Source organism: Amaricoccus macauensis, assembly GCF_014201905.1.
GTDB lineage: Bacteria > Pseudomonadota > Alphaproteobacteria > Rhodobacterales > Rhodobacteraceae > Amaricoccus > Amaricoccus macauensis.
The window spans coordinates 400,160-424,493 of the sequence record NZ_JACHFM010000002.1; the positions used below are offsets into that span (position 1 = coordinate 400,160).

24 protein-coding genes are annotated in these 24,334 nt (G+C 67.0%); 15 read left to right on the forward strand and 9 right to left on the reverse strand.

The window, feature by feature from the left end:
• Positions 1-11 precede the first annotated feature (11 nt).
• Positions 12-908, reverse strand: a complete 897-nt coding sequence (locus HNP73_RS09480) for an SMP-30/gluconolactonase/LRE family protein (RefSeq protein ID WP_184148421.1) — start codon at positions 906-908, stop codon at positions 12-14.
• Positions 909-1,187: 279 nt separating this feature from the next.
• Here HNP73_RS09480 and HNP73_RS09485 point away from each other — a divergent pair, with 279 nt between their 5' ends.
• From HNP73_RS09485 to HNP73_RS09510, 6 genes are all read left to right on the forward strand, one after another.
• Complete coding sequence (locus HNP73_RS09485) at positions 1,188-1,718, forward strand: cell division protein FtsQ/DivIB (protein ID WP_184148422.1); 531 nt, start codon at positions 1,188-1,190, stop codon at positions 1,716-1,718.
• 69 nt (positions 1,719-1,787) lie between these two features.
• On the forward strand, positions 1,788-3,803 hold the full coding sequence (locus tag HNP73_RS09490) for a M3 family metallopeptidase (RefSeq protein ID WP_184148423.1): 2,016 nt from the start codon (positions 1,788-1,790) through the stop codon (positions 3,801-3,803).
• A 342-nt stretch (positions 3,804-4,145) separates the two neighbouring features.
• Positions 4,146-4,568, forward strand: a complete 423-nt coding sequence (locus HNP73_RS09495; RefSeq protein WP_184148424.1) for a Ros/MucR family transcriptional regulator — start codon at positions 4,146-4,148, stop codon at positions 4,566-4,568.
• Between the two features lie 129 nt (positions 4,569-4,697).
• The gene (gene miaB, locus HNP73_RS09500; protein WP_184148425.1) at positions 4,698-6,017 is read left to right on the forward strand and encodes a tRNA (N6-isopentenyl adenosine(37)-C2)-methylthiotransferase MiaB; all 1,320 of its coding nucleotides are present in this window, start codon (positions 4,698-4,700) and stop codon (positions 6,015-6,017) included.
• A gap of 125 nt (positions 6,018-6,142) precedes the next feature.
• Positions 6,143-7,018: a 3-hydroxybutyryl-CoA dehydrogenase gene (locus HNP73_RS09505; RefSeq protein WP_184148426.1), complete on the forward strand. Its 876-nt coding sequence runs from the start codon at positions 6,143-6,145 to the stop codon at positions 7,016-7,018.
• A 59-nt stretch (positions 7,019-7,077) separates the two neighbouring features.
• Positions 7,078-7,650 carry a cytochrome b gene (locus tag HNP73_RS09510; RefSeq protein WP_184148427.1) on the forward strand — a complete coding sequence of 191 codons (573 nt, stop codon included), beginning with the start codon at positions 7,078-7,080 and terminating at the stop codon, positions 7,648-7,650.
• Between the two features lie 10 nt (positions 7,651-7,660).
• On the opposite strand, the gene HNP73_RS09515 is transcribed toward HNP73_RS09510, so the two are convergent.
• The 6 genes from HNP73_RS09515 to HNP73_RS09540 all read right to left on the reverse strand — a co-directional run bounded on the left by HNP73_RS09515 (position 7,661) and on the right by HNP73_RS09540 (position 10,851).
• Positions 7,661-8,035: a DUF2852 domain-containing protein gene (locus HNP73_RS09515; protein WP_184148428.1), complete on the reverse strand. Its 375-nt coding sequence runs from the start codon at positions 8,033-8,035 to the stop codon at positions 7,661-7,663.
• 79 nt (positions 8,036-8,114) lie between these two features.
• On the reverse strand, positions 8,115-8,759 hold the full coding sequence (locus HNP73_RS09520; protein ID WP_184148429.1) for a WHG domain-containing protein: 645 nt from the start codon (positions 8,757-8,759) through the stop codon (positions 8,115-8,117).
• A gap of 4 nt (positions 8,760-8,763) precedes the next feature.
• Complete coding sequence (locus HNP73_RS09525; RefSeq protein ID WP_184148430.1) at positions 8,764-9,030, reverse strand: HPr family phosphocarrier protein; 267 nt, start codon at positions 9,028-9,030, stop codon at positions 8,764-8,766.
• Between the two features lie 29 nt (positions 9,031-9,059).
• A complete protein-coding gene (locus HNP73_RS09530; RefSeq protein ID WP_184148431.1) occupies positions 9,060-9,476 on the reverse strand; it encodes a PTS sugar transporter subunit IIA domain-containing protein in 417 nt (138 codons plus the stop codon).
• The gene (gene rapZ / locus HNP73_RS09535; protein ID WP_184148432.1) at positions 9,473-10,390 is read right to left on the reverse strand and encodes an RNase adapter RapZ; all 918 of its coding nucleotides are present in this window, start codon (positions 10,388-10,390) and stop codon (positions 9,473-9,475) included. Before rapZ ends, HNP73_RS09530 begins: the two co-directional genes overlap by 4 nt.
• Before the next feature lie 38 nt (positions 10,391-10,428).
• Positions 10,429-10,851, reverse strand: coding sequence for an HPr kinase/phosphorylase (locus HNP73_RS09540; protein WP_246399703.1), 423 nt, complete (start codon positions 10,849-10,851; stop codon positions 10,429-10,431).
• Positions 10,852-11,109: 258 nt separating this feature from the next.
• Here HNP73_RS09540 and HNP73_RS09545 point away from each other — a divergent pair, with 258 nt between their 5' ends.
• Entirely contained in the window at positions 11,110-12,714 is a 1,605-nt protein-coding gene (locus tag HNP73_RS09545) for a phosphoenolpyruvate carboxykinase (RefSeq protein WP_184150545.1), read from the forward strand.
• A 70-nt stretch (positions 12,715-12,784) separates the two neighbouring features.
• Here the strand turns inward: HNP73_RS09545 and HNP73_RS09550 are convergent, their stop codons facing one another.
• A complete protein-coding gene (locus HNP73_RS09550) occupies positions 12,785-13,561 on the reverse strand; it encodes a sulfite exporter TauE/SafE family protein (RefSeq protein ID WP_184148434.1) in 777 nt (258 codons plus the stop codon).
• A 204-nt stretch (positions 13,562-13,765) separates the two neighbouring features.
• On the opposite strand from HNP73_RS09550, the gene HNP73_RS09555 reads away from it, so the two are divergent.
• Positions 13,766-15,451 carry an acyl-CoA dehydrogenase family protein gene (locus tag HNP73_RS09555; protein ID WP_184148435.1) on the forward strand — a complete coding sequence of 562 codons (1,686 nt, stop codon included), beginning with the start codon at positions 13,766-13,768 and terminating at the stop codon, positions 15,449-15,451.
• Positions 15,452-15,760: 309 nt separating this feature from the next.
• Here HNP73_RS09555 and HNP73_RS09560 read toward each other — a convergent pair whose 3' ends face one another.
• Entirely contained in the window at positions 15,761-17,461 is a 1,701-nt protein-coding gene (locus HNP73_RS09560; RefSeq protein ID WP_184148436.1) for an ABC transporter ATP-binding protein, read from the reverse strand.
• 332 nt (positions 17,462-17,793) lie between these two features.
• Between HNP73_RS09560 and HNP73_RS09565 the strand changes: the two genes are divergently transcribed.
• From HNP73_RS09565 to trmB, 7 genes are all read left to right on the forward strand, one after another.
• On the forward strand, positions 17,794-18,819 hold the full coding sequence (locus tag HNP73_RS09565) for a PhoH family protein (protein WP_184148437.1): 1,026 nt from the start codon (positions 17,794-17,796) through the stop codon (positions 18,817-18,819).
• The gene (gene ybeY / locus HNP73_RS09570) at positions 18,812-19,369 is read left to right on the forward strand and encodes an rRNA maturation RNase YbeY (RefSeq protein ID WP_184148438.1); all 558 of its coding nucleotides are present in this window, start codon (positions 18,812-18,814) and stop codon (positions 19,367-19,369) included. Before HNP73_RS09565 ends, ybeY begins: the two co-directional genes overlap by 8 nt.
• A gap of 6 nt (positions 19,370-19,375) precedes the next feature.
• Complete coding sequence (locus tag HNP73_RS09575) at positions 19,376-20,272, forward strand: transporter associated domain-containing protein (protein ID WP_184148439.1); 897 nt, start codon at positions 19,376-19,378, stop codon at positions 20,270-20,272.
• 11 nt (positions 20,273-20,283) lie between these two features.
• The gene (gene lnt / locus HNP73_RS09580) at positions 20,284-21,831 is read left to right on the forward strand and encodes an apolipoprotein N-acyltransferase (protein WP_343063246.1); all 1,548 of its coding nucleotides are present in this window, start codon (positions 20,284-20,286) and stop codon (positions 21,829-21,831) included.
• Positions 21,832-21,947: 116 nt separating this feature from the next.
• Positions 21,948-22,286, forward strand: coding sequence for a helix-turn-helix domain-containing protein (locus HNP73_RS09585; protein WP_221288437.1), 339 nt, complete (start codon positions 21,948-21,950; stop codon positions 22,284-22,286).
• A gap of 143 nt (positions 22,287-22,429) precedes the next feature.
• Positions 22,430-23,602, forward strand: coding sequence for a methionine adenosyltransferase (gene metK, locus HNP73_RS09590; protein ID WP_246399705.1), 1,173 nt, complete (start codon positions 22,430-22,432; stop codon positions 23,600-23,602).
• Between the two features lie 9 nt (positions 23,603-23,611).
• The gene (trmB, locus tag HNP73_RS09595) at positions 23,612-24,322 is read left to right on the forward strand and encodes a tRNA (guanine(46)-N(7))-methyltransferase TrmB (RefSeq protein ID WP_184148441.1); all 711 of its coding nucleotides are present in this window, start codon (positions 23,612-23,614) and stop codon (positions 24,320-24,322) included.
• Positions 24,323-24,334 lie beyond the last annotated feature (12 nt).

The following is a 24,334-nucleotide window of genomic DNA, read 5'->3' on the forward strand; positions in this document are numbered from 1 at the left end:
GGCAAACGGGCTCAGCCGAGACGGAACGCGCGCTCGGGCACACCGGGGGCAGGGGCTTCGAGGGCGAAAAGGCTGCCGGCGAGCCGCTCGGACCGGCCGCTGCCGCCCCGCGCCGTGGTGATGAAGAGTGTCCGAAGGTCGGTACCGCCGAAGGTACAGGTTGTCACATTGCCACACGGTACCTCAATGATGCGCTCGATGCTGCCGTCCGGCGCGATCCTGACCACGCAGCCCCCGCCATAGCGGCAGTTCCAGAGATATCCGGCGCTGTCGATCGCCGAGCCGTCCGGTGCGCCGCGCTCGAACCCCGCGAAGAAGGCGCTCGGGGTGCCGAGGGCGCCGGTCTCGGGATGGTGCTCGCAGGTGCGGATCTCGTTCGCCAGAGTATCGGCGAAGTAGAAGATTGCGGCGTCCGGGCTCCAGGCGACGGTATTCGCGATGCCGATGCCGGTTTCGAGCGTCTCGAAGGCGCCCGCATCGAGGTGGTCCCCGGCAAAGCGGTAGAGGGCGCCGAGTCCGGGCGTCACGTTGCCCGCCTCGCCATCGGGGCCGACGTTGTTGCCCATGGTGCCAATGATGAGGGTGCCGCGCGGGCAGGGGCGCGCGTCATTGAAGCGGACGGCGTCGCTCGCCGGCAGTGTCGCAATCGTGCGGCGCTCGTCGTCCGCGGGCGTCCAGAGCACGAGGCGGGTGGCCAGCGCCACGAGCAGCACGCCGGGCTGATCGGTGAGCGCCACCGCGACGGCGGGCTCGTCGAAGAACCAGGTGCGCACGCTGCGGTCACTGACGGCGAGGCGATGCACGAGAAAGCGGTTGATGTCGGTCCAGTAGATGCAGCACTCGGCAGCCGACCAGACGGCGCCCTCGCCGGTGATGTCGCCGACCGGCGCCACGCAATCCAGTTCCATGCTTCCTCCCTCGCAACTTGTGCCCGTCGCTGTGCGGTGGGTTCTGGGGCATGCGATGCCTGTCGGCAAGGGCGGACGGACGATTCGGCGGAGACCGGCGCGGAGAGCCGCCGGTCTCGGCAATCACAGCCCTGCCGCCCAAGTCTTTGGCGAGGTGGGACATTGTCTGCCGACTTCTCTCGTCGGTCGGGCCGATGGCGGTTCCGCCCATGGAACCTCGACACGAGTCTGTGCGTTCCCCGCTCGCAACCTCCACCGACGCGGCGGCGAGGGCGGCAAATGAAGATCAGTCTGGGGAGACATGACATGAGGGTTCTCGGATTCTTTGCAGGTGCGGCCATCCTGGCGCTGGCTGCATGTTCGACGGGGCAAAAGGAGCCTCTCAGGATCGCCGATGTTTCGGTAACCGCCGACCTTCCGGCATTGGGCAGCCGGCAGGCCGTCGCCTACTGGAAGAACGTCGGCACGGACCTCGAGACCGCGATAGCCGATCAGTTCGTCGGCTACCTCGACCCCGCGGGCAAGCGCATCGATGTCAACGTCGACGAGCTGTCGCTCGCAAGTCCGTTTGCCACCGGCGCGACAGCGGAGACGGCGCGGCTCTCCGGCCTCGTGACGTTGCTCAACGCTGACGGAACAAAATCCGCTGCCTACAACGTCACCGCATCAGCCCAAGATGTGCAGAACGCGCTTCCGGAGGGATCGAAGAGTGTCGCACCTACGAGTGGTGCATACTATCAGGCGATTATTGAAGCCTTCGCACGCGGAGCGGCCAACACTTTGAAAGAGTCGCATGAGGGTAGCTCCTAACGCTTGACCGAACGCTCTGGCCGATACAAATGTCTCGTAAGGGGCCGTAGTCGAGCCGGAGTTCTATCTATGATTGCACTGCTTGAAAGCTGGGCGACACCCTTCGGGGTGCCGCCGTTCGACCGGATATCGGCAGAAGACTTCCGGCCCGCTTTCGACGCGGCGCTCGCCGAGGGGCGGCGGCGGATGGATGCCATTGCCGCCGATCCCGAGGCTCCGACGTTTTCCAACACCATCGAGGCGATGGAGCGGGCCGAGCGGCAGCTCGACCAGGTGTCGCGAGTGTTCTTCAACCTCGCGGGTGCGCACACCAACGACACGATCGAGGCGTTGCAGCGCGAACTGAGCCCGCAGCTCTCGGCACATGCCTCCGAGACGATGATGAACCCCGCGCTCTTCGCCCGGGTCGACGATCTCGTGGCGCGCAGGGCGACGCTGGGGCTGAGCGCGGAGCAGGATCGCGTGCTCACGCTCTATCACCGGATGTTCGTGCGTGCGGGCGCGCGCATCGAGGGCGCGGCGCGGGACCGGCTCAAGGTCGTGCTGTCCCGGCTCGCCAGCCTCGGCACCGAGTTTGGCCAGAACGTGCTCGCCGACGAAAAGCGCTGGTCGATGCCGCTCGCGCCCGACGATCTCGAGGGTCTGCCCGACGACATCGTCGCGGCCGCGGCGCAGGCGGCCAAGGACCGGGGCGAGGCGGGGCATGTGGTCACGCTCTCGCGCAGCATCATCGTGCCGTTCCTCGAATTCTCGCCACGGCGCGACCTGCGCGAGGCCGCGTTCAGGGCGTGGGTCGCGCGGGGCGAGACCGGCGGTGCGACGGACAACCGCGGCATCGTGAAGGAGATGCTGGAGCTTCGCGCCGAGCGCGCGCGCCTGCTCGGCTATGCGGATTTCGCCAGCTTCAAGCTCGAGCCGGAGATGGCGGCGCGACCGGAGGCGGTGCGCGACCTGCTGATGGCGGTCTGGGGACCGGCCAGAGCGCGCGCAGAGGCCGATGCCCGGATTCTCGGGGAAATGATGCGGGCGGACGGCATCAATGGCCCGCTGATGCCCTGGGACTGGCGCTACTACGCCGCGCGGCGGCAAGAACTGGAACACGATCTCGATCAATCAGAACTGAAGCCATACTTGCGGCTGGAGAATATCATTGCCGCTGCCTTCGATGCGGCAGGACGGCTGTTCGGTCTCTCCTTCCACCCCATCGAGGCGCAGCTTTACCACCCGGACGCCCGTGCCTGGGAAGTGCGGCAGGGCGACCGGCACATGGGTGTCTTCATCGGTGACTACTTCGCGCGGTCGTCGAAGCGCTCGGGCGCCTGGTGCTCGTCGTTCCGCAGCCAGAGCAAGCTCGACGGCGAGGTCCGGCCGATCGTGCTCAACGTCTGCAATTTCGCCCGGGCGCCGGAAGGGGAGCCGAACCTGCTCACCTTCGATGACGCCCATACGCTGTTCCACGAAATGGGGCACGCGTTGCACACGCTGCTGTCGGACGTCACTTACGAGTTCGTTTCGGGGACAAGTGTCGCGCGCGACTTCGTGGAACTTCCGAGCCAGCTCTATGAACACTGGCTCGAAACGCCCGAGATCCTCTCGGCGCACGCCCGCCACGCGGTGACCGGCGAGCCGATGCCGCAGGCGTTGATGGACCGACTGATCGCGGCGCGCAACGCGGATCAGGGCTTCGCGACGGTGGAGTACCTCGCGTCCGCGCTGGTCGACCTCGACTTCCATGCCGGGCCGCCGCCCGCCGACCCGATGGCGGCGCAGGCCGCGACGCTTCACCGGATCGGCATGCCCGAGGCGATCGTCATGCGCCACGCCACGCCGCACTTCCAGCATGTCTTCAGCGGCGACGGCTATTCGTCCGGTTACTACTCCTACATGTGGTCCGAGGTGATGGACGCGGATGCGTTCGAGGCTTTTCGGGAAACCGGCGACGTGTTCGACCCCGCAACTGCCCGACGTCTGTTCGAGAATATCCTCAGCGCCGGGGGATCAAGGGAGGCCTCGGAGCTCTACACCGACTTTCGCGGACGGATGCCTGGAGTTGAAGCGCTTCTCCGGCAGCGCGAGTTGGGTTGACGCTACGTCAATAGTACGGAGAAACCGGTTATCCCCAGTAAACCGGCGGATATCCGCCGGTTTAGGGGTGGCAGGTGAAACCAAGCTGGCAAGAGAACGTCTCCGCAGGCTATCCGCAGTAGCTAACGCATACTTTGCGGACTGCGGCAGGGACGATTGTCACGCATCGGTGAGCAAACTTTTTCCGAAATGACTTTCCACACAGTCTTGTAATCTGACCGCAGTCTTAATAAAGTACATGCAGCATCTGTTGCTGCCAAAGTCATCACGGCACCCGATGCAAGGTTTGAGTTTGCCAGTGATGGCCGGCGCCCAGACGGGGCCGCTTTCGGGAAGACGTACATGACGGAAGATCAGTCCATCGGCCGTGGGGAAATTCTGGCGCTTACCACGGAGATCGTGTCGGCACATCTTGCCAACAACGCGGTCGTCCAGAGCGACGTGCCCGAGTTGATCCAGTCGATCTACAACAAGCTGAACGAACTCGCCTCGGGCGAGGAGGCGGCCTCGGTAGAGCTGACGCCCGCTGTGCCGATCAAGAAGTCCGTGACCGATGATTTCATCATCTGCCTCGAAGACGGCAAGAAGCTGAAGATGCTGAAGCGGCATCTGATGACCGCCTACGACATGACGCCCGAGGAATACCGCGCGAAGTGGGGCCTGAAGCCCGACTATCCGATGGTCGCTCCGAACTACGCCGCGAAGCGCCAGGAGCTCGCGAAGAAGATCGGTCTCGGCCGCAAGCCCCGCGTGCCGGTGAAGTGATCGCTTGAGCCGCGTCCGGGACCTGACGTCCCCAGGTGGTGGCCGGGTGCTTGATAGCGCCACAGGAATGCGGATAAGGAGGCGGGCCGGCGGTGAGCCGGTCCGCTTCTTCTGTTGTCGGGGGTTCGTATGGGCGCGGCCGAAAAGAAAGTCTTCATAAAGACCTACGGCTGTCAGATGAACGTCTATGACAGCGAGCGCATGACGGCTGCCCTCGGGGCGGAGGGCTACGCGCCGACCGCGACTCCGGCGGACGCCGATCTCGTCCTGCTCAATACCTGTCACATCCGGGAGAAGGCCGCGGAAAAGGTCTATTCCGAACTCGGCCGGCTGCGCCGCCTGAAGGACGGGCGGCCGGACATGCTGATCGGTGTCACCGGTTGCGTGGCGCAGGCAGAAGGCGCCGAGATCATCGCCCGGGCGCCTGTGGTCGACCTGGTGGTCGGCCCCCAGGCCTACCATCGCCTGCCGTCGCTCATCGCGCGGCGCGTGGCCGGGGAACGACCCGTCGAGACCGACTTCCCGACGGAAGACAAGTTCGACCACCTGCCCGACGCGTCGCGTGCCCGGCGGGCACCGGCGGCATTCCTGACGGTGCAGGAGGGGTGCGACAAGTTCTGCGCCTTCTGCGTCGTGCCCTATACCCGTGGCTCCGAGGTGTCGCGCCCGGCGGCGCGGATCGAGGCCGAGGCTCGGGGGCTGGTGGAGCGTGGCGTGGTGGAGATCACGCTGCTCGGGCAGAACGTGAATGCCTACCGCGACCCGGACGGGGTGGGGCTCGCGGCGCTGGTGCGGCGGCTCGCCGCGATCGACGGGCTCGACCGCATTCGCTACACCACGTCGCACCCGAACGACATGGATGATGACCTCATCGCCGCCCATGGCGAGGAGGCAAAGCTCATGCCGTTCCTGCACCTGCCGGTGCAGTCCGGCAGCGACCGGATCCTGAAGGCGATGAACCGGAGGCATGGCGCCGATGACTACCTCCGGCTGGTGGAGCGCATCCGTGCCGTCCGGCCGGACATGGCGCTCTCGGGCGACTTCATCGTCGGCTTCCCCGGCGAGACCGAGGCGGACTTCGCCGGGACGCTGGCGCTCGTCGAGGCCGTCGGCTACGCGCAGGCATACTCCTTCGCCTACTCTGCCCGTCCGGGAACCCCTGCGGCGGGTCGTCCCGGGGTGCCGGAGGCCGAGAAATCCGAGCGTCTGCACCGGCTTCAGGCGCTCCTCGTCCGTCAGCAGACGGCGTTCCAGGCGGCGCAGGTCGGACGGACGCTGCCGGTCCTGATCGAGAAGCCCGGGCGCGAGGCGGGACAGATGTCGGGGCGCTCGCCCTATCTCAACGCGGTGCATCTTCTGGCGCCGGCGGAGCTTTCGGGGCGCATCGTGCCGGTCGAGATCGTCGCCACCAGTTCCAATTCGCTCGCCGGCAGGCTCGTCTCCGCCTGAGGCAGAGGCCCGCGCGGGAGGGCCGCGCGCACGCCCGGGCCAGGGGCTGCGAGCGGGGAATTGCGTTGCGCGGTTTCGGGCCTCTGCATATGGTGGCGCCGCAGCATTTTGGGGGCAGGTCACTCATGGAAATCAGACGGGTAGGAGTGATCGGCGCGGGCCAGATGGGCAACGGCATTGCCCATGTATTTGCCCAGTCCGGCTATGACGTCGTCCTGCATGACGTTTCCGAGGCAGCGATGGAAAAGGCGCTGGAGATCATCACCGCCAACATGGACCGGCAGGTCTCGCGTGGCCGGCTGAGTGCCGAGGATCGCGACACCGCCCTCGCGCGCATCAGCCTCGAGCGCGATCTGGCGGCGCTCGGGCAAACCGACCTGGTCATCGAGGCCGCGACCGAGCGCGAAGAGCTGAAGCACAAGATCTTTGCGGCGCTGGTGCCGCATCTCGCGCCGCATACCATTCTCACCTCGAACACCTCGTCGATCTCGATCACCCGCCTCGCCAGCGGCACCGACCGGCCCGAGCGGTTCATGGGGTTCCATTTCATGAACCCGGTGCCGGTGATGCAGCTCGTCGAGCTCATCCGCGGCATCGCCACCGACGAGCCGACTTACAACACGCTGGTCGAGGTGGTGAAGCGGATCGGCAAGACGGCCTCCTCTGCCGAGGACTTTCCCGCGTTCATCGTGAACCGCATTCTTGTGCCGATGATCAACGAGGCGGTTTACACCCTCTACGAGGGCGTCGGTACCGTCGCGTCCATCGACCATGCCCTGAAGCTCGGCGCGAACCATCCGATGGGGCCGCTGGAACTCGCCGATTTCATCGGGCTTGATACCTGCCTTGCCATCATGAACGTGCTGCACGAAGGGCTCGCCGACACGAAATACCGGCCGTGCCCGTTGCTGGTGAAGTACGTCGAAGCGGGTTGGCTTGGCCGCAAGACCAAGCGCGGGTTCTACGACTACCGTGGCGAGGAGCCGGTTCCGACGCGCTGACCCGCTCTGCCGTGCTATGCTGCCAACCCGTGATAATCGGGTAGTATCGGGGCCGGGGCATGGCGCTGCGGGACACAGTGTTTGGCTGGGGGCTGTTCACGCGCGCGCTGCATTGGGCGCTCGCAGGGATCATCCTGTTCCAGATCGGTCTCGGCGTCTGGATGGTGAACTTCGTCCCCAACCTCTTCCATCGCGGTGACCTGACCCAGGTTCACAAGAGTTGGGGCGTGACGGCTTTCGGGCTCGCGCTGACCCGCATCTTCTGGCGGACGGCGAACCGCTGGCGCCGGCCACCCATGCCGCCGGCGATGCCCCGCTGGGAGACACGCGCCGCTGCCGCGAGCCACAGTCTTCTCTATCTGCTGATGTTCGCGATCCCGCTGTCGGGCTGGATCCTCGTCTCGGCCTCGCCGATCGGCCACTGGCTGCACATACGCAGCCGCTTCTTCGGCCTCTTCGATCTGCCCGATCCGGTCGGCCATGCGAGCTATGCCATCGAGCATGCGGCGGGCGCGGTCCACATCATCGGGGCGATCGTGCTCGGCCTTGTCATCTGCCTCCACGTCGGTGCCGCGCTGCGACATCAGTTCGTGAAACGGGACGGTGTGCTCACCCGGATGATCTCCGGGTGAGCACAAGGGATTACGCCGGCTCTTCGGTGCGACGGCTCGAAATGAACTGGTCGAATTCGGCACGGTCCTTGGCGGCGCGAAGCTGCTCGAGGAAGCTGACGAAGGCGTCACGCTCTTCCTCAAGGCGCTTCAGGGTCTCTTCACGATAGGAGTCGAACGCCGAATTTCCGGTCTTCTCCATGGCGTTGTTGCGGAAGCGGGCGCGGCGGCCCCAGGTGCGGCAGGTCATGCGATTGCTCCAGATGAGGAAGGCGAGAAGGGCAAGTCCGATGGGCCAGAAGGCGATGAAGGCGACCACCATGAGGGCGATCCAGGCGCCTCGGCCACGCTCGTCCAACGCATCCCGGCCGCGTTCCAGCCATCGGACGGGGGTGATCATCGGCATTCCTTTCGATGTTAATGTTACTAACATTTACAAAGATCGGCGAGACACCCCCTCCGGTCAAGAGCCTCGCGACAAAAAATCAGGTGGGGATCAGGCCGAGGCCCTGAAGGTAGACGACGACGCCGCTTTCCAGCATCTCGTCGGCGGAGTAGGGGGCCCGCGAGCCGGGTTTGCCACGGCCGAAGAGTTCGACGACCCCGTGGCTGAACGCCCAGATATGGTTCGCCACCATGGTCGCCGGTGGCCTGCGGTCGGCGGGCAGGCGCTCGGCCAGACGTTCCGCCGCCCGGATCAGGATCGCCATGGCGCGGTCCGCGGCGCGGGCGAGGTCGGGATTGGCCGCGACCGAGACGCCGCCCTCGAACATCGCCATATAGTGCGCCGGATGTGACCGGGCGAAGGCGAGATAGGCGCGGCCGACCGCCATGAATGCCGACAGCGGCGAGGGCCGCCCGTCGTTCCACGCCCGTTCCAGCCAGTCGGCAAAGAGCTTGAAGCCCTGTTCCGCCACCGCCTCGATCAGCTCGTCGCGTCCCCGGAAGTGCCGATAGGGCGCAGCCGTCGAGACACCGGCGCCGCGCGCCGCCTCCGACAGCGTGAAGCCGAGGGGACCCTTCGCCTCGATCAGCGGCAGCGCCGCGTCGATCAGTCCCTGCCGCAGGTTGCCGTGATGGTAGCCGCGGCGTGTCCCGGTCTCTTCAGGGTCGGTCTCGTGATCCGGCACGGCCTCAGGCCGACTCGCCGAAACGCCCGGCCACGAGGTCGCGAAGGGCGTTGGCGAGCGCGTCGGCCTCGGCGCCGCCAGTTTCCACGTCGATGGTGGTCCCGCACGCCGCACCAAGCATCAGCAGGCCCATGATGGAGTCGCCGGACACTTCCATGCCGTCACGGCTCACCCTGGCAGAGGCGTCAAACCGCTCGACCGTCTCCACGAACTTTGCGGAGGCGCGAGCGTGCAGCCCCTTTTCGTTGACGATCTCAAGGGTAAGCTGCATTCCCGAATCCGTGGCCGTGAAATTGACGGTCAGATCGGGACCGGTATGCCTTTTTCGCCGACCCCGTCCACGCTGTTGATGTATTTGCGGCCGGCGGTCAAGGCACATGCAACCGCATCGCGAAGCGGACGGTGCCGCTCCTTCGCGAGTTTGACCAGCATGGGCAAGTTCGCACCATAGAGCACGGTGCGGTCGGTGGTTTTCCGGCAGGCACCGACGGCGAGATTCGCCGGCGTGGAGCCAAACATGTCGGTCACGACGACAACGCCATCGCCGCGATCGACGGCTCTCACCGCCGCATCGACCTCTTCCTTCTTACTGCGAAGGTCGGCCTCGGCCTCGATCGCGACGGCCTCGGCCGCAGGGAGCTTGCCAACCACGTGTTCCATCGCCAGCAGATACTCCCTGGCGAGGCCCCCATGGGCGACAATCACGATTCCGATCACGCTACACCCATTCCCGGAACTGGAGCCACGTCGCCCGTCGTCCGCTCCAGTTCCCTGTGACGAATAGACACCTGCCACCCCTTTGCCGCAAGCGATTTTGCGAGCGCCTCCACGACTGACACTGACCGGTGCTGGCCGCCCGTGCAGCCGATTCCCACGCAGAAGTAGCTCTTACCCTCCGCCCGATAGGCCGGCAGCAGGAACGAGAGCAAGTCCTCGAGACGTGCGTAAAACCCGGCATAGTCCGGGTCCGCCTCCACGAACGCGCTGACCCGTGCATTCCGGCCGTCGAGGGGCCGCAGGGATGGCATCCAATGCGGATTCTTCAGGAACCGGACGTCGATTACCATGTCGGCGCCCCGCGGCAGGCCGCGCTTGTAGGAAAAGGACTGGAGCGTGATGGCAAGCCCGCTCCGTGCCTCGTCGTCGCCAAACTGCAGTGACAACTCCGCCTTGAGCTCGTGCGGCGTCATCGTCCGGGTGTCGATCAGCACGTCCGCTTGCTCGCGCAACGGGGCGAGAAGCGCAATCTCCCGCTCGATGCCGACGAGGGGCGACTCGTGCGGACTGAGCGGGTGGCGGCGGCGGGTCTCGCTGTAGCGCTGCACCAGGGTCTGGGCGTCGCAGTCGAGATAGACCAGCACCGGCGCCTGTCCGACGGATTGCTCGATCTCCGACATCGCACACGACAGGCGGTCCAGCGCGAACTCGCGGTTGCGTGGGTCGATGCCCACCACCACGGGGCGCGGCACCGGGCTCGCAAAGAGCCGCGGCAGGAAACTGAGGGGCAGGTTGTCGATCGCTTCGAATCCGAGATCCTCAAGCGCGCGGATCGCCGTCGACCGGCCCGATCCTGCAGGACCGCTGACGATAACGATGTGATGCCCGTTCTCTGGGGTTTCTGCCTCGGCCACCCGCGTAACCCTGTGCCCGTCTCGACCTGCGTTTCACCTCAGCCGATAAACCCGCGGCCGTTCTGCACGATCATGCTCAACACGACATCAAGATTTGGGAGTTCCTTGCCGGAAATCAATTCGATGCGGGCTCCCAAGAGCGTGATGGACACAGGTTGTGGCATTCGTGCCGCAGGCGGGCGGTCAAGATCGACGGCCAGAACCAGCGGAGCCTCGGGGATCGCCTGCACCCGCAGGAAACCGACCCCGCGCGCCTCGATCAATCCTGCGATCGCCGCGGGCGCACTTGCCACCAGTGCATCGCCGCGACGCTCCAGCACCACCCGATCATCGGCGACGAACTGAGCGCCGCGACCGATGAGCGCGAGCGCCAGTCCTGACTTTCCCGCCCCCGATGCTCCCAGAATCAGGAGGCCGCGACCGCTAAAGGCCACCACTGATCCGTGTACGATGGTCGACAACGGCAATCCCACAGGCCGGATGTTTCCTTCTTCCGGTTACGAACGAAAACGAAAGCGAATCCCAACAGGACGAGACAATCACAGGCCATGTTTTCGCCACATTCCTGTTACATCAACCGAATCTGCACGATCGGCGCCAGAGCGTCCATGTTATAACTCCCGGGACGCCCCGACGCGAATGCGACGGGGCGCTGGTCTTTGGGTGCTCCGATCTGATCGGGTTTGAGATAAACGGAAGGTGAGCAGGGCATGACAACGATGTTCAAGGTCGAGGACGAGGTGAACCCACGTATGACGCTGGAAAACACCGGGTTTCCGGGGGTTGGCAAGGTTCATTACAACCTTCTGGAGCCAGCGCTCGTCGAGGCCGCGGTCGCGCGCGGTGAAGGTCAGCTTGGTCAGGGCGGCGCCTTTCTCGTCTCCACCGGTCGCCATACCGGGCGGAGCCCCAAGGACAAGTTCGTTGTCCGGGAGCCGTCGGTCATTGACAGCATCTGGTGGGAAAACAACGGGTCGATGACCCCCGAGCATTTTTGCAGGCTCGCGGCGGACATGCGGGCTCACATCCGAGGCGGCGAGCTTTTCGTCGAGGATCTCTATGCCGGCGCTGATCCCGCTCACCGGGTCAACGTGCGCATCATCACCGAGCTCGCCTGGCACGGCCTCTTCTGCCGCCACCTGCTTCGCCGCCCCGAGCGCGAGGAGCTGAAGTCGTTCATGGCCGACTTCACCATCCTGAACTGCCCGACCTTCCAGGCGGACCCGGCGGTTCACGGCTGCCGCTCCGAGACGGTCATCGCGATCTCGTTCGAGCAGAAGCTCGTCCTGATCGGCGGCACCGCCTACGCTGGCGAGAACAAGAAGGGTGTCTTCACCCTCCTGAACTACCTGCTGCCCGCAAAGGGCGTGATGCCGATGCACTGCTCGGCCAACCACGCCCGGGACGACGAGAATGACGTCGCGGTGTTCTTCGGCCTCTCCGGCACCGGCAAGACCACGCTTTCGGCCGACCCGGCGCGCATCCTGATCGGCGACGACGAACACGGCTGGTCGGACGAGGGCACCTTCAACTTCGAGGGTGGCTGCTACGCCAAGACCATCAACCTGTCGCCCGTGGCTGAGCCGGAAATCTACAAGACGACCAGCATGTTCGCGACGGTCGTTGAGAACATGGTCTATGATCCGGTCACCCGCGAACTCGACTTCACGGACGACAGCCTGACGGCGAACACCCGTTGCGCCTATCCGCTCGAGGCGATCTCGAACGCGTCGGCGACCGCGCAGGGCGGCACGCCGCGCAACATCGTCATGCTGACCTGCGACGCCTACGGTGTGCTTCCGCCGATTGCCCGGCTCACCCCGGCGCAGGCGATGTACCACTTCCTGTCGGGCTTCACCTCCAAGGTCGCCGGCACCGAGCGTGGTGTCACCGAGCCGCAGCCGACCTTCTCGACCTGCTTCGGTGCGCCGTTCATGCCGCGCCGTCCGGAAGTCTATGGCGCGCTGCTGCGCGACCGGATCGCTGAGTCCGGTGCCTCCTGCTGGCTCGTCAACACTGGCTGGACCGGCGGCGCCTACGGCACCGGCAAACGGATGCCGATCGCCGCGACCCGTGCGCTGCTGACCGCGGCGCTCGACGGTTCGCTGAACTCGGTCGAGTTCCGCACCGACCCGAACTTCGGCTTCGAAGTGCCGGTGAACGTGCCGGGCGTCGATGCGAAGCTCCTCGACCCGCGCGGCACCTGGGCCAATCCGGCCGAGTACGACACGCAGGCGGCGAAGCTCGTCGGCATGTTCGCCGAGAACTTCAAGCAGTACGAGGAGCACGTCTCCGACGAGGTGAAGGCCAGCGCCATCGGCTGACCGCCCTTCAGGCGACCTGCCACGATCTCAAGGATGCCGCGTCCTTTCCGGGGGCGCGGCATCTGCGTCTTCAGAAGAGCGCCCGGCGCAGCAGGTTCAGCCCGGTCAGGATCAGGACGATCAGCGTCGCCCGGCGGAACACGTCCTGATCCAGCCGGTCGTGCACCGCATAGCCCACGAACATCGCGACCATGGTCGGGACCGTCATCCAGACCGAAGCGGGCAGGGTGGTTGCATCGAGAACACCCGAGTGCAGGTGCGCCGCGAACAGCACCACGGAGCCGATCAGGAACGACAGGCTCTGCACCCGCACCATTTCGGTCTTCGGCATGTCGAGGGTGATCATGTACATGACGAGCGGCGGCCCCCACACCCCGGTCAGTCCGCCGAGCACGCCTGAGACGAGCCCGACCGCGCCCTCGACCAGCCGGCGATGATGATCGGGGAAATGCGGCCGCCAGCCGGCGAGCTGGAGCGCCGCGAAGCCCGAGATGACGAGGCCGAGACCGGCGAACAGCACCTGTTCCGGCAGCAGGACGACGACCTGCGCCGTCAGCGCAATGGTCACCGTCAGGATCGCCAGCATCAGCCTGAACCGCCAGATGCTCACCAGCGCCGGCCCGATGCCTCCCCGCAGGCTCTGCACGAAGTTCGAGACCAGCATCGGGACGATGAGCAGTGCCACCGCCACCTCGAACGGCACGAACGATCCGGCGATGCTCACGCCCACGAGCGGCAGGGCAAAGCCGACCACGCCCTTGGCGAACCCGCCCGCGGCCATGGCAAACATGGCACCCAGCGTCGCGGCGAGGCCATATGTTGCCACGAATTCATTCAGTCCGAACATGACGAGCCTCCCCGTGCCGCTTCGCAGGTCGGTGAACGCGATGCAACGCTAATAAGATTGTGGTGCGGAGTGCCGGAGGGACGGAATGTTGCGTGTCAAATTGACGACGCTCGCCCTGGTGCCTATCCTGCGCGCAACTGCAGCAACTGATTCCGCGGCGCACAATCCGGTACGGATGTGGAGCGCTTGCCAGAAAGGAACCCGATGACGGAAGCCGTCCGCATCCTTCAGCCCGACTCTCCGCTCCTGCCCGACGTGTTGATCCTCGCCGATGCCGCTGCGAGCGCTGCCGCCGGACTGGTCGGAACCGCGCGCGAGGCGCTTGCCCAGAAGCTCAGCCGGTCGGGACGCATCTCGAACGCGGCGCTCGAGGCCGACCAGTTCGCGGCGCACGGCCTCGCATGGATGGCGACCTATGCGGAGTCCCTGCGCGAGCTCGTCCACTGGGCACTGCGGCTCGGCAAGGCGGGCCAGTTCGGCGAGACCGAGGCGCTGATCCTGCAGATCGCCTTCGGCGAGTACCTCGGCCAGCTCGCGGGCGGCATCCCCATGTCGCAGACCGAGGTGGTCCGTCCCGAGACGCTCGGCCTCGACGACGCCGCGATCGCCACCTTCCGCACGGCGGAGGTCCGCACCCTCATCGCCGCCGGCAACACTGACGCCGCTCGGGCGCGCCTCGTCGAGCTGATGATCGAGCAGGCGGGCGTCGCGAGCTTCGGCGCCACCGGCCTCGATGACGACTACGAGATGATCCGCGACCAGTTCCGCCGCTTCGCCGACGAGAAGGTGGTGCCCTTCGCCCAGGAATGGCACCACGACGACAAGCTCATCCCCATCGAGATCCTGAACGAGATGGGCGAGCTCGGTACCTTCGGCCTGACGATCCCGGAGGAATACGGCGGCGCCGGCCTCTCCAAGACCGCCATGTGCGTGGTCTCCGAGGAGCTCTCGCGCGGCTACATCGGCGTCGGCTCGCTCGGCACTCGCTCGGAGATCGCGGCCGAGCTCATCCTCGGCGGCGGCACCGAGGAGCAGAAGGCCGAGTGGCTGCCGAAGCTCGCCGCGGCCGAAGTGCTGCCCACGGCCGTCTTCACCGAACCGAACACCGGCTCCGACCTCGGAAGCCTGCGCACCCGCGCGGTTCGCGACGGCGACGACTGGGTGGTGACCGGCAACAAGACGTGGATCACCCACGCCGCGCGCACCGATCTCATGACCATGCTGGTCAGGACCGACCCCGCCACCACCGACCACACCGGCCTCTCCATGCTGCTCGCGCCGAAGCCGCGCGGCACAGACGAGACTCCGTTCCCGGCCGAGGGGATGACCGGCGGCGAGATCGAGGTCCTGGGTTACCGTGGCATGAAGGAGTACGAGCTCGCCTTCGACGGCTTCCGTGTGCCCGGTGGCAATCTCCTCGGCGGCGTCGAGGGGCAGGGCTTCCGCCAGCTCATGCGGACCTTCGAGAGCGCCCGCATCCAGACCGCCGCCCGCGCCATCGGCGTGGCGCAATGCGCGCTGGAACTCGGCATGAAGTACGCCCAGGACCGCAAGCAGTTCGGCAAGCCGCTGATCGCCTTCCCGCGCGTCTACGGCAAGATCGCGATGATGGCGGTGGAGATCATGGTCGCCCGCCAGATCACCTACTTCGCCGCCCGCGAGAAGGACGAGGACCGGCGCTGCGATCTCGAGGCCGGCATGGCGAAGCTGCTGGCCGCCCGCATCGCCTGGTCGAACGCCGACGTGGCGCTGCAAATCCACGGCGGCAACGGCTTCGCGCTCGAATACCCGATCAGCCGCGTGCTCTGCGACGCGCGGATCCTGTCGATCTTCGAGGGTGCCGCCGAGATCCAGGCTCAGGTCATCGCCCGGCGCCTGCTGGAGTCCTGAGGGCCTTGCAGATACGTCGCGGCCGGACAGGGGGCGCGACGCTGAAGCATGACGGATTGGCGAGTGGCGAATCCGTCCGTGACTGCCCCTCCGGAGGGGCAGTCACGCAAGTGCGCCCGCCGGGGCCGCCACGGACGGATGGCACCCTCCCGCAGAAATCGCCACCCCTGACGGCCTACGCGCGTCCCGCGCTTGACGGCCTCCGCGCGTCCCGCACTCCCCGCCGTCGGCGCGGCGAAAGCAATGCTTTCGCTCGTCGCGCCGGGTCCGGTCCAGCTTTCGGCAGGTGATATCGGCAGTGTGCGCGCCTCACGCCGCCAGCTGCGCATACGCCCCGGCCCGCGCCAGCAGCTCCTCATGGGTGCCCACCTCGACGATCCGGCCCCGGTCCATCACCACGATCCGGTCGGCGTTGCGGATCGTCCCGAGCCGGTGCGCGATGATGAGCGTCGTCCGCCCGACCGCCAGCGCCTCCAGCGCCGACTGGATCTCGCGCTCGGTCTGGCTGTCCAGCGCCGAGGTCGCCTCGTCGAGGATGAGGATTGGCGGGTTCTTCAGGAAGGCCCGCGCGATCGCCATTCGCTGCTTTTGCCCGCCCGACAGCGTGACGCCACGCTCGCCGACCACGGTGTCGAGCCCCTCGGGCAATCCCTCGATGAAGTCGCCGATCTGCGCCTTGCGCGCCGCCTCGAGCAGTTCCGCGTCGCTCGCCCCGAGCCGGCCATAGGCGATGTTCTCGCGGATCGTGCCGCCGAACAGGAACACGTCCTGACTGACGAGCCCGATCTGCCGGCGCAGGCTCTCGATCGTCATGGCATCGAGCGTCAGCCCGTCGATGGTGATCCGCCCGGCCGTCGGCTCGTAGAACCGCGGCAGGAGCGCGAGCAACGTGGTCTTGCCCGCCCCGGAGGCACCGACGAAGGCCACCGTCTCCCCGGGGCTCACGCCGAGCGAGATGTCGGACAGGACCGGCCGGCAGGGCTCGTACTCGAAGCCGACCCGGTCGAAGACGATCGCGCCCGTCAGCGCCGGTGCCGGCCGCGCGTCCGGCGCATCGGCGATCTCCGGCTCGGACGCCAGCAGTTCGAGATAGCGCTGGAAGCCCGCGATCCCCTTGGGATAGGTCTCCATCACCGCGGCGATCTTCTCAAGTGGCCGGAAGAAGACGTTGACGAGCAACAGGAATCCGACAAACCCGCCCGCCGTCAGGCCGCCCGACAGCACGAGCCCCGCGCCCGCCACCATGACCACGACCTGCACGAAGCGCATGCCCATGTAGTTCAGCGCCTGCGACGCGGCCATCACCCGGTAGCCGTCGAGCTTCGCCAGACGGTAGCGCTCGTTGTCGACGGCAAAGAGCCGGCGCTCGTGATCCTCGTTGGCGAAGGCCTGCACCAGCCGGATGCCGCCGAGCGCCTCCTCGAGCCGCACGTTGAACTGGCCGAGGCGGGCGAAGATCTCCCGCCAGGTCCGCGTCATCCGCCCGCCGTAGCGCGACACGATCCAGACCGACAGGGGCACGATGATCAGCGTCAGAAGCGCGAGCCGCACGTTGATCGACATCATGAGGACGAGCGCGCCGATGAAGGTCATCACCGCGATGAACAGATCCTCCGGCCCGTGGTGCGCGACCTCGCCGATCTCCTCGAGGTCGCGCGTTACCCGGGCGACGAGCTTGCCGGTGCGCCGCCGGTCGTACCAGCGCCACGACAGGCGCGTCAGATGCTCGAAGGCGCGTGCCCGCATCCCGGTCTCGATGTTGATGCCGAGCATGTGCCCCCAGTAGGTGACGACCGCCATGAGCGCGGAATTCAGCACGTAGATCGCGAGAAGCCCGCCGGCCGCGGCGAGGGTCAGCGTCCAGTCGCCCTGCGGCAGCAGCTTGTCGATGAAGGCGGTCACCGCCAGCGGAAAGGCGAGCTCCAGCACGCCCGACAGCACGGCACAGCAGAAGTCGAGCCAGAACAGGCGCTTCCATGGTCGATAGTAGGCGAGGAATTGGGCGAGCATGGGCGGACGGCCTTCCGGCAGGATGCGCGAAAATTCGGCGCGATCCTCTTGATTTCAGGGGTTGTTCGGGCCGACGCGGGCGCTCGGAAAAGCCTGGCTGCCACGACCGGATGTGGGCGGGTTACCAGCGCCACGGCCGATCGTCGAGTGAAATGCTCGACCCGGGCCCCTCTGCCGCCCGGATCCGCCGTTCGGCCGACGCGGAACGGCGTGCGTCAGGTGGTGCGTCGGGCGTCGCGTCAACATGTGGTCAAATCGCTTGCACGACTCCCCGAATCTGGGGCACGCTCAGGTGGAAGTAGCCCGTGCGAGTACCGTTTCCCGGAGGCCAATTGGCGATCACCGCCCCGAACCCCGCGATCCCGGATGATGCGTCTGACACCATCCTCGAGTTCCCCGACAACCGCCTGCTGATCGACCTTTGCGGCGAGCTTGACCGCAACATCGCGCAAGTCGAGTTGCGCATGGGTGTGACGATCACGCGCCGTGGCAACCTTCTGACATTGCACGGGCCCGAACCCGACAGACTGGCGGCGGAAGCCGTGCTTCGCGCGCTCTACGAGCGGCTGGAGCAGGGCAGGCCGCTGACGCCCGGCGACATCGACGCGGCCATCCGCCTCGGCCCGGCGCCCGCTCCGGCACCCGCGTCCGACGGGCAGGCCATCAGCCAGCTCGAGATGTTCTCGGGCGACGCCATCGAGATCCGCACCCGCCGCAAGCTGGTGGAGCCACGCACGACCGCCCAGAAGGTCTATGTCCGCAATCTCTTCCGCAATGAACTGACCTTCGGCATCGGGCCGGCCGGCACCGGCAAGACCTATCTCGCCGTCGCCGCCGCGGCCGCCATGTACATCGAGGGGCGCGTCGACAAGATCATCCTGTCGCGCCCGGCCGTCGAGGCCGGCGAGCGTCTCGGTTTTCTCCCCGGCGACATGAAGGAGAAGGTCGACCCCTACATGCAGCCGCTCTACGACGCGCTGAACGACTTCTTCCCGCCGAAGCAGGTCCAGAAGCTGATCGAGGAGCGCCAGATCGAGATCGCCCCGCTCGCCTTCATGCGCGGCCGCACCCTCGCGAACGCCTACGTGGTGCTCGACGAAGCGCAGAACGCCACCGCCATGCAGATGAAGATGTTCCTCACCCGCCTCGGCGAGGGCAGCCGCATGGCCGTGACCGGCGATCCGACGCAGATCGACCTGCCGAAGGGCGTGCCCTCGGGCCTCATCGAGGCCGAGCGGGTGCTCTCGGGCGTCCCCGGGGTTGCGTTCACGCGCTTCGGCGCCGAGGACGTGGTGCGCCATCCGCTCGTCGCGCGCATCATCCGCGCCTATGAGACCGCGCAGGGCAAGCATGCCTGACAGGGATTCGCCGGCCGCAGACTCGCCGGCCCGGGAGCCGCTGGTCGAGGTGATCCTCGAGGACGACCGCTGGGAAGCCGCCGGCCTCGAGCCGCTCGCCGAGCGCGCGGCCCGCGCCGCCCTCGCCGGCGTCGGGCGCGACCCCGATCGCCACGAAATCGCGCTCCTCGCCTGCTCCGATGCGCGCATCGCCGGGCTCAACGCCGACTTTCGCGGCAAGCCGAAACCGACCAACGTGCTCTCCTGGCCCGACTTCGACGGCCCGGTCCCCGAGCCCGATGGCGACGGCACGGGTGAGCGGCTCTTTCTCGGCGACATCGCCATCGCCTACGACACCTGCGCTCGCGAAGCGGAGGAGGGCGGCATTGCGTTTTCCGACCACGTGACGCATCTGGTGGTCCACGGTGTCCTGCATCTGCTCGGCCACGACCACGAAGACGACGCGGAAGCCGACGCAATGGAGACTCTGGAGACGATTGTACTTGCCAGCATGGGCGTGCCGAACCCATATTTGCCGCAGGAGCGCCCCTCGGGTGCGTCACCTGGATAGGGAGACATGAACGATATACCGGTTGGACAGGTGCCTGGCGGCCCGAGCCTGTCCACGGAAGGGGACCCCGACAGTCCCGACGGCGCCACACGACAATCCTTCTTTTCACGACTTTTCCGTCGCGAGGTCCTGGACGAGGCTGACTCGCGGCTGTCCGGCGTCCGTCATGCCGACCTCGCGGTAAACCTGCGCCACATGCGCGGGCTTCGGGTGGACGACGTGAGCGTTCCCCGTGCCGATGTGGTCGCGGTGGCAAACGACGCGAGCTTCGACGAGGTCGTCGCGGCGTTCCGCGAGAGCGAGCTCTCCCGACTTCCGGTCTATTCCGAGACGCTGGACCAGCCCGAGGGTCTCGTCCTCTTCAAGGACGTGGCCCTGCGCTACGGCTTTGGCGCGTCGCTCGAGCCGTTCGATCTGCGGTCCATGCTGCGCCCGCTCCTCTACGTGCCCGCGTCGATGCGGCTGACCACGCTCCTCCAGAAGATGCAGTCGGCGCACATCCACATGGCGCTCGTCATCGACGAGTACGGCGGCGTGGACGGGCTCGTTACCATCGAGGACGTCCTCGAACAGATCGTCGGCGACATCTCCGACGAGCATGACGAGGCCGAGGTGCCGCTCTGGCAGGAAGAGGCCCCGGGGGTCTATCTCGCCCAGGCGCGGATGGACCTCGATGAAGCGGAGCGTGCCGTCGGATTGCCGCTGCTCGACCCGAGCCTTGCCGAGGAAGTCGACACGCTCGGCGGCCTCGTCATCCGCCTCGCCGGTCGCCTGCCGATCCCGGGCGAGGTGGTGGCGCATCCCGCCGGGCACGAGTTCGAAGTGGTCGACGGCGATGCCCGCCGGCTCGAACGCGTCCGGGTGCGCCTCGCGAGCGCTCGCTCTGCGGAGGCTGCGGAATAGCTGCTTCGCTCGTGCTCCGGCACCTGCCCCGGCAGGTGGCGACCGCCGGACTTGGCCGGAGCCTGCTGCTCGCCCTCGGCACGGGCGCCGTCATGGCGCTCGGCCAACCCCCGGTCTCCTGGCCCTTTGCCGTCCTTCTCGCGCTGCCGGTGCTGCTCTGGCTGCTCGAGGCGGCGCCGGGGCCGGGACGCGGCTTTCTTGTCGGCTGGGGGGCCGGTGTCGGCTACTTCGGCGCTGGCATGTTCTGGATCGTCGAGCCGTTTCTGGTGCAGCCCGAAATCTTCGGATGGCTCGCGCCGATCGCCCTCGTGGCGACGGCGGCGGGGTTCGCCTTGTTCTGGGGCTTGCCCTTCGCCGTCGCACGCGCCCTCCTGCCGCGAGACGCAAGGGCAGGGGTCGCGGGCGCCCTCTTGCTCGCAGCAGTCTGGACGGCTTCGGAATTTGCCCGCGGCCACGTGCTCACCGGCTTTCCCTGGGCATTGCAGGCCTATGCCTGGGTCGAGACGCCGGTCATGCAGACCCTCGCGCTCGGCGGACCCTATTTCCTCACGCTCGCGACCTTCGCCGCCGGCCTGCTGCTCGGCGCGGGATCCCGGCGGGCGGTCGCGATCGTCGCGATCCTCCTCGTCGCCGGATGGGGCTGGGGCGCGTGGCGCCTCGCCCAGCCGGTGCCGCCGCGCGCGCAGGCGCTCTCGGTCCGGCTGGTGCAGCCGAACGCCCCGCAGGCGGAGAAGTGGCTGCCCGAGAAGGAGCAGGAGTTCATCGCGCGCCATCTGGCCCTCACCGCTGCCGAGCCTCGCGCAGACGTGACGATCTGGTCGGAGACCGCCGTCCCCTTCGCGCTCGGCTACGCCCCGGAGCTTCAGGCCGAGGCGGCGGCCGCCGCGGCCCCGGGCCAGCTTATCCTCGGGATCACCCGGGCCGAGCCAGAAAGCGACGGCTCCGCACACTGGTTCAATTCGCTCGCCGTGCTCGGACAGGACGGCGCGCCGGTCGCGATCTACGACAAGCACCATCTGGTGCCCTTCGGCGAGTATATCCCGTTCGCGGCCTTCGTCGCGGCCCTCGGCATCCCGTCGATCGAGCCCCTGACCCGGGGCGGCTTCACCCCGGGGCCCGGGCCACATCTGGTCGATGTCCCGGGCCTGCCGCGGTTCCTGCCGCTCATCTGTTACGAGGCGATCTTTCCCGGCAGTCTCACGGCGCCGGAGGGTCGGGCGGACTGGCTGGTTCAGGTCACCAACGACGCGTGGTTTGGCGAAGCGTCCGGTCCGTATCAGCATATCGCTCAGGCTCGCGCCCGCGCGATCGAGCAGGGTCTGCCACTTGCACGCGCCGCGAACACCGGAATATCGGCAATGATTGACCCCCATGGCCGGATCGTCGCGAGTCTCGGATTGGGAGAGTCGGGCGTGGTGGACACAATGCTGCCGGGTGCGCTACAACCGACGATGTACGTGATCGTCGGCGACTATCCTCTAATAGTGCTAGTTGTGGGAATTTTCGGATTAACTCTTTTGATTTTTAACTGTGGTCTTTTCCTGCGCCGCCAGAGATAATTTGTGAATTCGGGGATGGGTGGGGTGACCCTTAGCCGCACAATGTGTGGGGACAAATAGTGAAGGTTGGCATGGTCATGTCAGCGGCAGAAATCGATGAGTATGTCGGAACTAGGATGCGGCGGCGCCGGGAGTCTCTCGGGATCAGCCAGGGGAGGCTCGGGCGACACCTGGGTCTGACCTTCTCGCTGATCCAGAAATACGAGAAGGGGACAAACCGGATCGGCGCCGGACGGCTCTATCAGATTGCGGGCTTTCTCGGCGTCGCGCCGAGCCACTTCTTCGAAGGGCTCGACGGTCAGGACGGGAGAGGCGCGCCCGAACCTGGAATGTCGCGCGACGACATGCAGGTGCTGGCGGATGCGTTCAACGGCATCCTCGACGGCGAGACCCGGGCTTCGGTTCTCGCGCTGGTTCGCCAGCTCGCGTCCGACTCCGAGTCGCCCCGGCGCTGACGCGCCGGTGCATTCCGGCCCGTCTGGCTTCCTGCCCGAGCCTGGGCCGGCCCTGCGTCTTCCGCCTTCGCACCTGCGGCGATCGGCGGTTGACCATGGGCGCGGTGGCCAATAGTGATGGCCCACCGAACGGCAATGGGTGAATGATGAGCAGTCGCGAGGATTATCTCTTTACGTCCGAGTCGGTGTCGGAAGGTCATCCGGACAAGGTCTGTGACCGGATTTCCGACGCGGTTCTGGACGCTTTTCTGGCGGCCGAGCCCGAGGCGCGTGTTGCCTGCGAGACCTTCGCGACCACGGATCGCGTGGTGGTTGGCGGCGAGGTGCGCGGCCCCGGTGACATCCTGCACCACGTGGAGGACATCGTCCGCGCCTGCGTGAAGGACATCGGATACGAGCAGAAGGGCTTCCACTGGGCCAACCTGCGCGTCCACAACTACCTGCACGGCCAGTCCGAGCACATCGCCCAGGGCGTTGATGCCGGCACCGACAAGGAAGAGGGCGCGGGCGACCAGGGCATCATGTTCGGTTACGCCACCGACGAGACCGAAGAACTGATGCCGGCGCCGATCCACTACGCCCATGGCATCCTTCGTCGCCTCGCCGAAGTCCGCAAGAGCGGCGAGGAGCCGCGCCTTGGCCCCGATGCCAAGAGCCAGGTCACGCTGCGCTACGCTGGCGGCGTGCCGGTCGAGGTGACGAGCCTCGTGCTTTCGACCCAGCATCTCGACGAGGACATGACCTCGGCCGATGTGCGCGAGATGGTCGAGCCCTATATCCGCGAAGTCATGCCGGAAGGCTGGCTGACCGAGAAGACCGTCTGGCACGTGAACCCGACCGGCAAGTTCGTGATCGGCGGCCCGGACGGCGACGCTGGCCTCACGGGGCGCAAGATCATCGTGGACACCTACGGTGGCGCGGCCCCCCACGGCGGTGGCGCCTTCTCCGGCAAGGATCCGACCAAGGTCGACCGCTCGGCCGCCTATGCCGCGCGCTACCTCGCGAAGAACGTGGTCGCCGCCGGTCTCGCCAAGCGCTGCGTGCTGCAGCTCTCCTACGCGATCGGCGTGGCCCGGCCGCTCTCGATCTACGTCGATACCTTCGGCACGGGCACCGTGTCCGAGGCGGCGATCGAGAAGGCCGTGGCCGAGGTGATGGACCTCACGCCCCGTGGCATCCGCACCGCGCTCGGCCTCAACCGGCCGATCTATCAGCGCACGTCGGCCTATGGGCATTTCGGTCGTGACGCCGACAACGAGGGTGGCTTCTCGTGGGAGCGCACTGATCTCAAGGACGCCCTCGCCAAGGCGGTCTGAGGCACGGAGATGACCGAGGAACCGGACCAGGGGCGCGACCGCCCCTGGCGCAATCTCTACGGCCGCCGCCGCGGCAAGCGGCTGAAGCCGAACCAGCTCCGCGCGCTCGAGGCGCTCTTGCCTCGGATCGCGGTCGCCGACGTCTCCTCGCTCGACAATCCCGATCGCCGGCCGCTGCCGCCGCTCTTCGATGACGGCCGTCCGGTCTGGCTCGAGGTGGGGTTTGGCGGCGGCGAGCACATGGTGCATCAGGCTGCGGCCCACCCGGAGGTCGGCATCATCGGCTGCGAGCCGTTCGTGAACGGTGTTGCCATGGCGCTCGGTCGCGTCGAGGCAGCAGGAGTCGGCAACATCCGCGTGCATCCGGGCGATGCGCGCGACCTGATCGAGCTTCTGCCTGACGCCGGCGTGTCCCGTGTCTTCCTGCTCTATCCTGATCCGTGGCCCAAGGCGCGCCACGTGCAGCGGCGGTTCATGCATTCCGACAATCTCGCGCTTCTCGCCCGGGTCATGGCGCCGGGGGCGGAACTCCGGGTCGCGACCGACATCGCCGACTATGCCGACCACGCCCGCGCCGTCGTCACCGAGGCGCCGGGCTTCGTGCGCGCGCCGCGCGACGAGTCCGAGCCGTGGCCGGGCTGGCCGGGGACGCGCTACGAGGCGAAGGCGCTCGTGGCCGGGCGGGCGCCGCAGTACATGACGTTCTTGCGCCGAAACTGAGGGTGGCCGTCG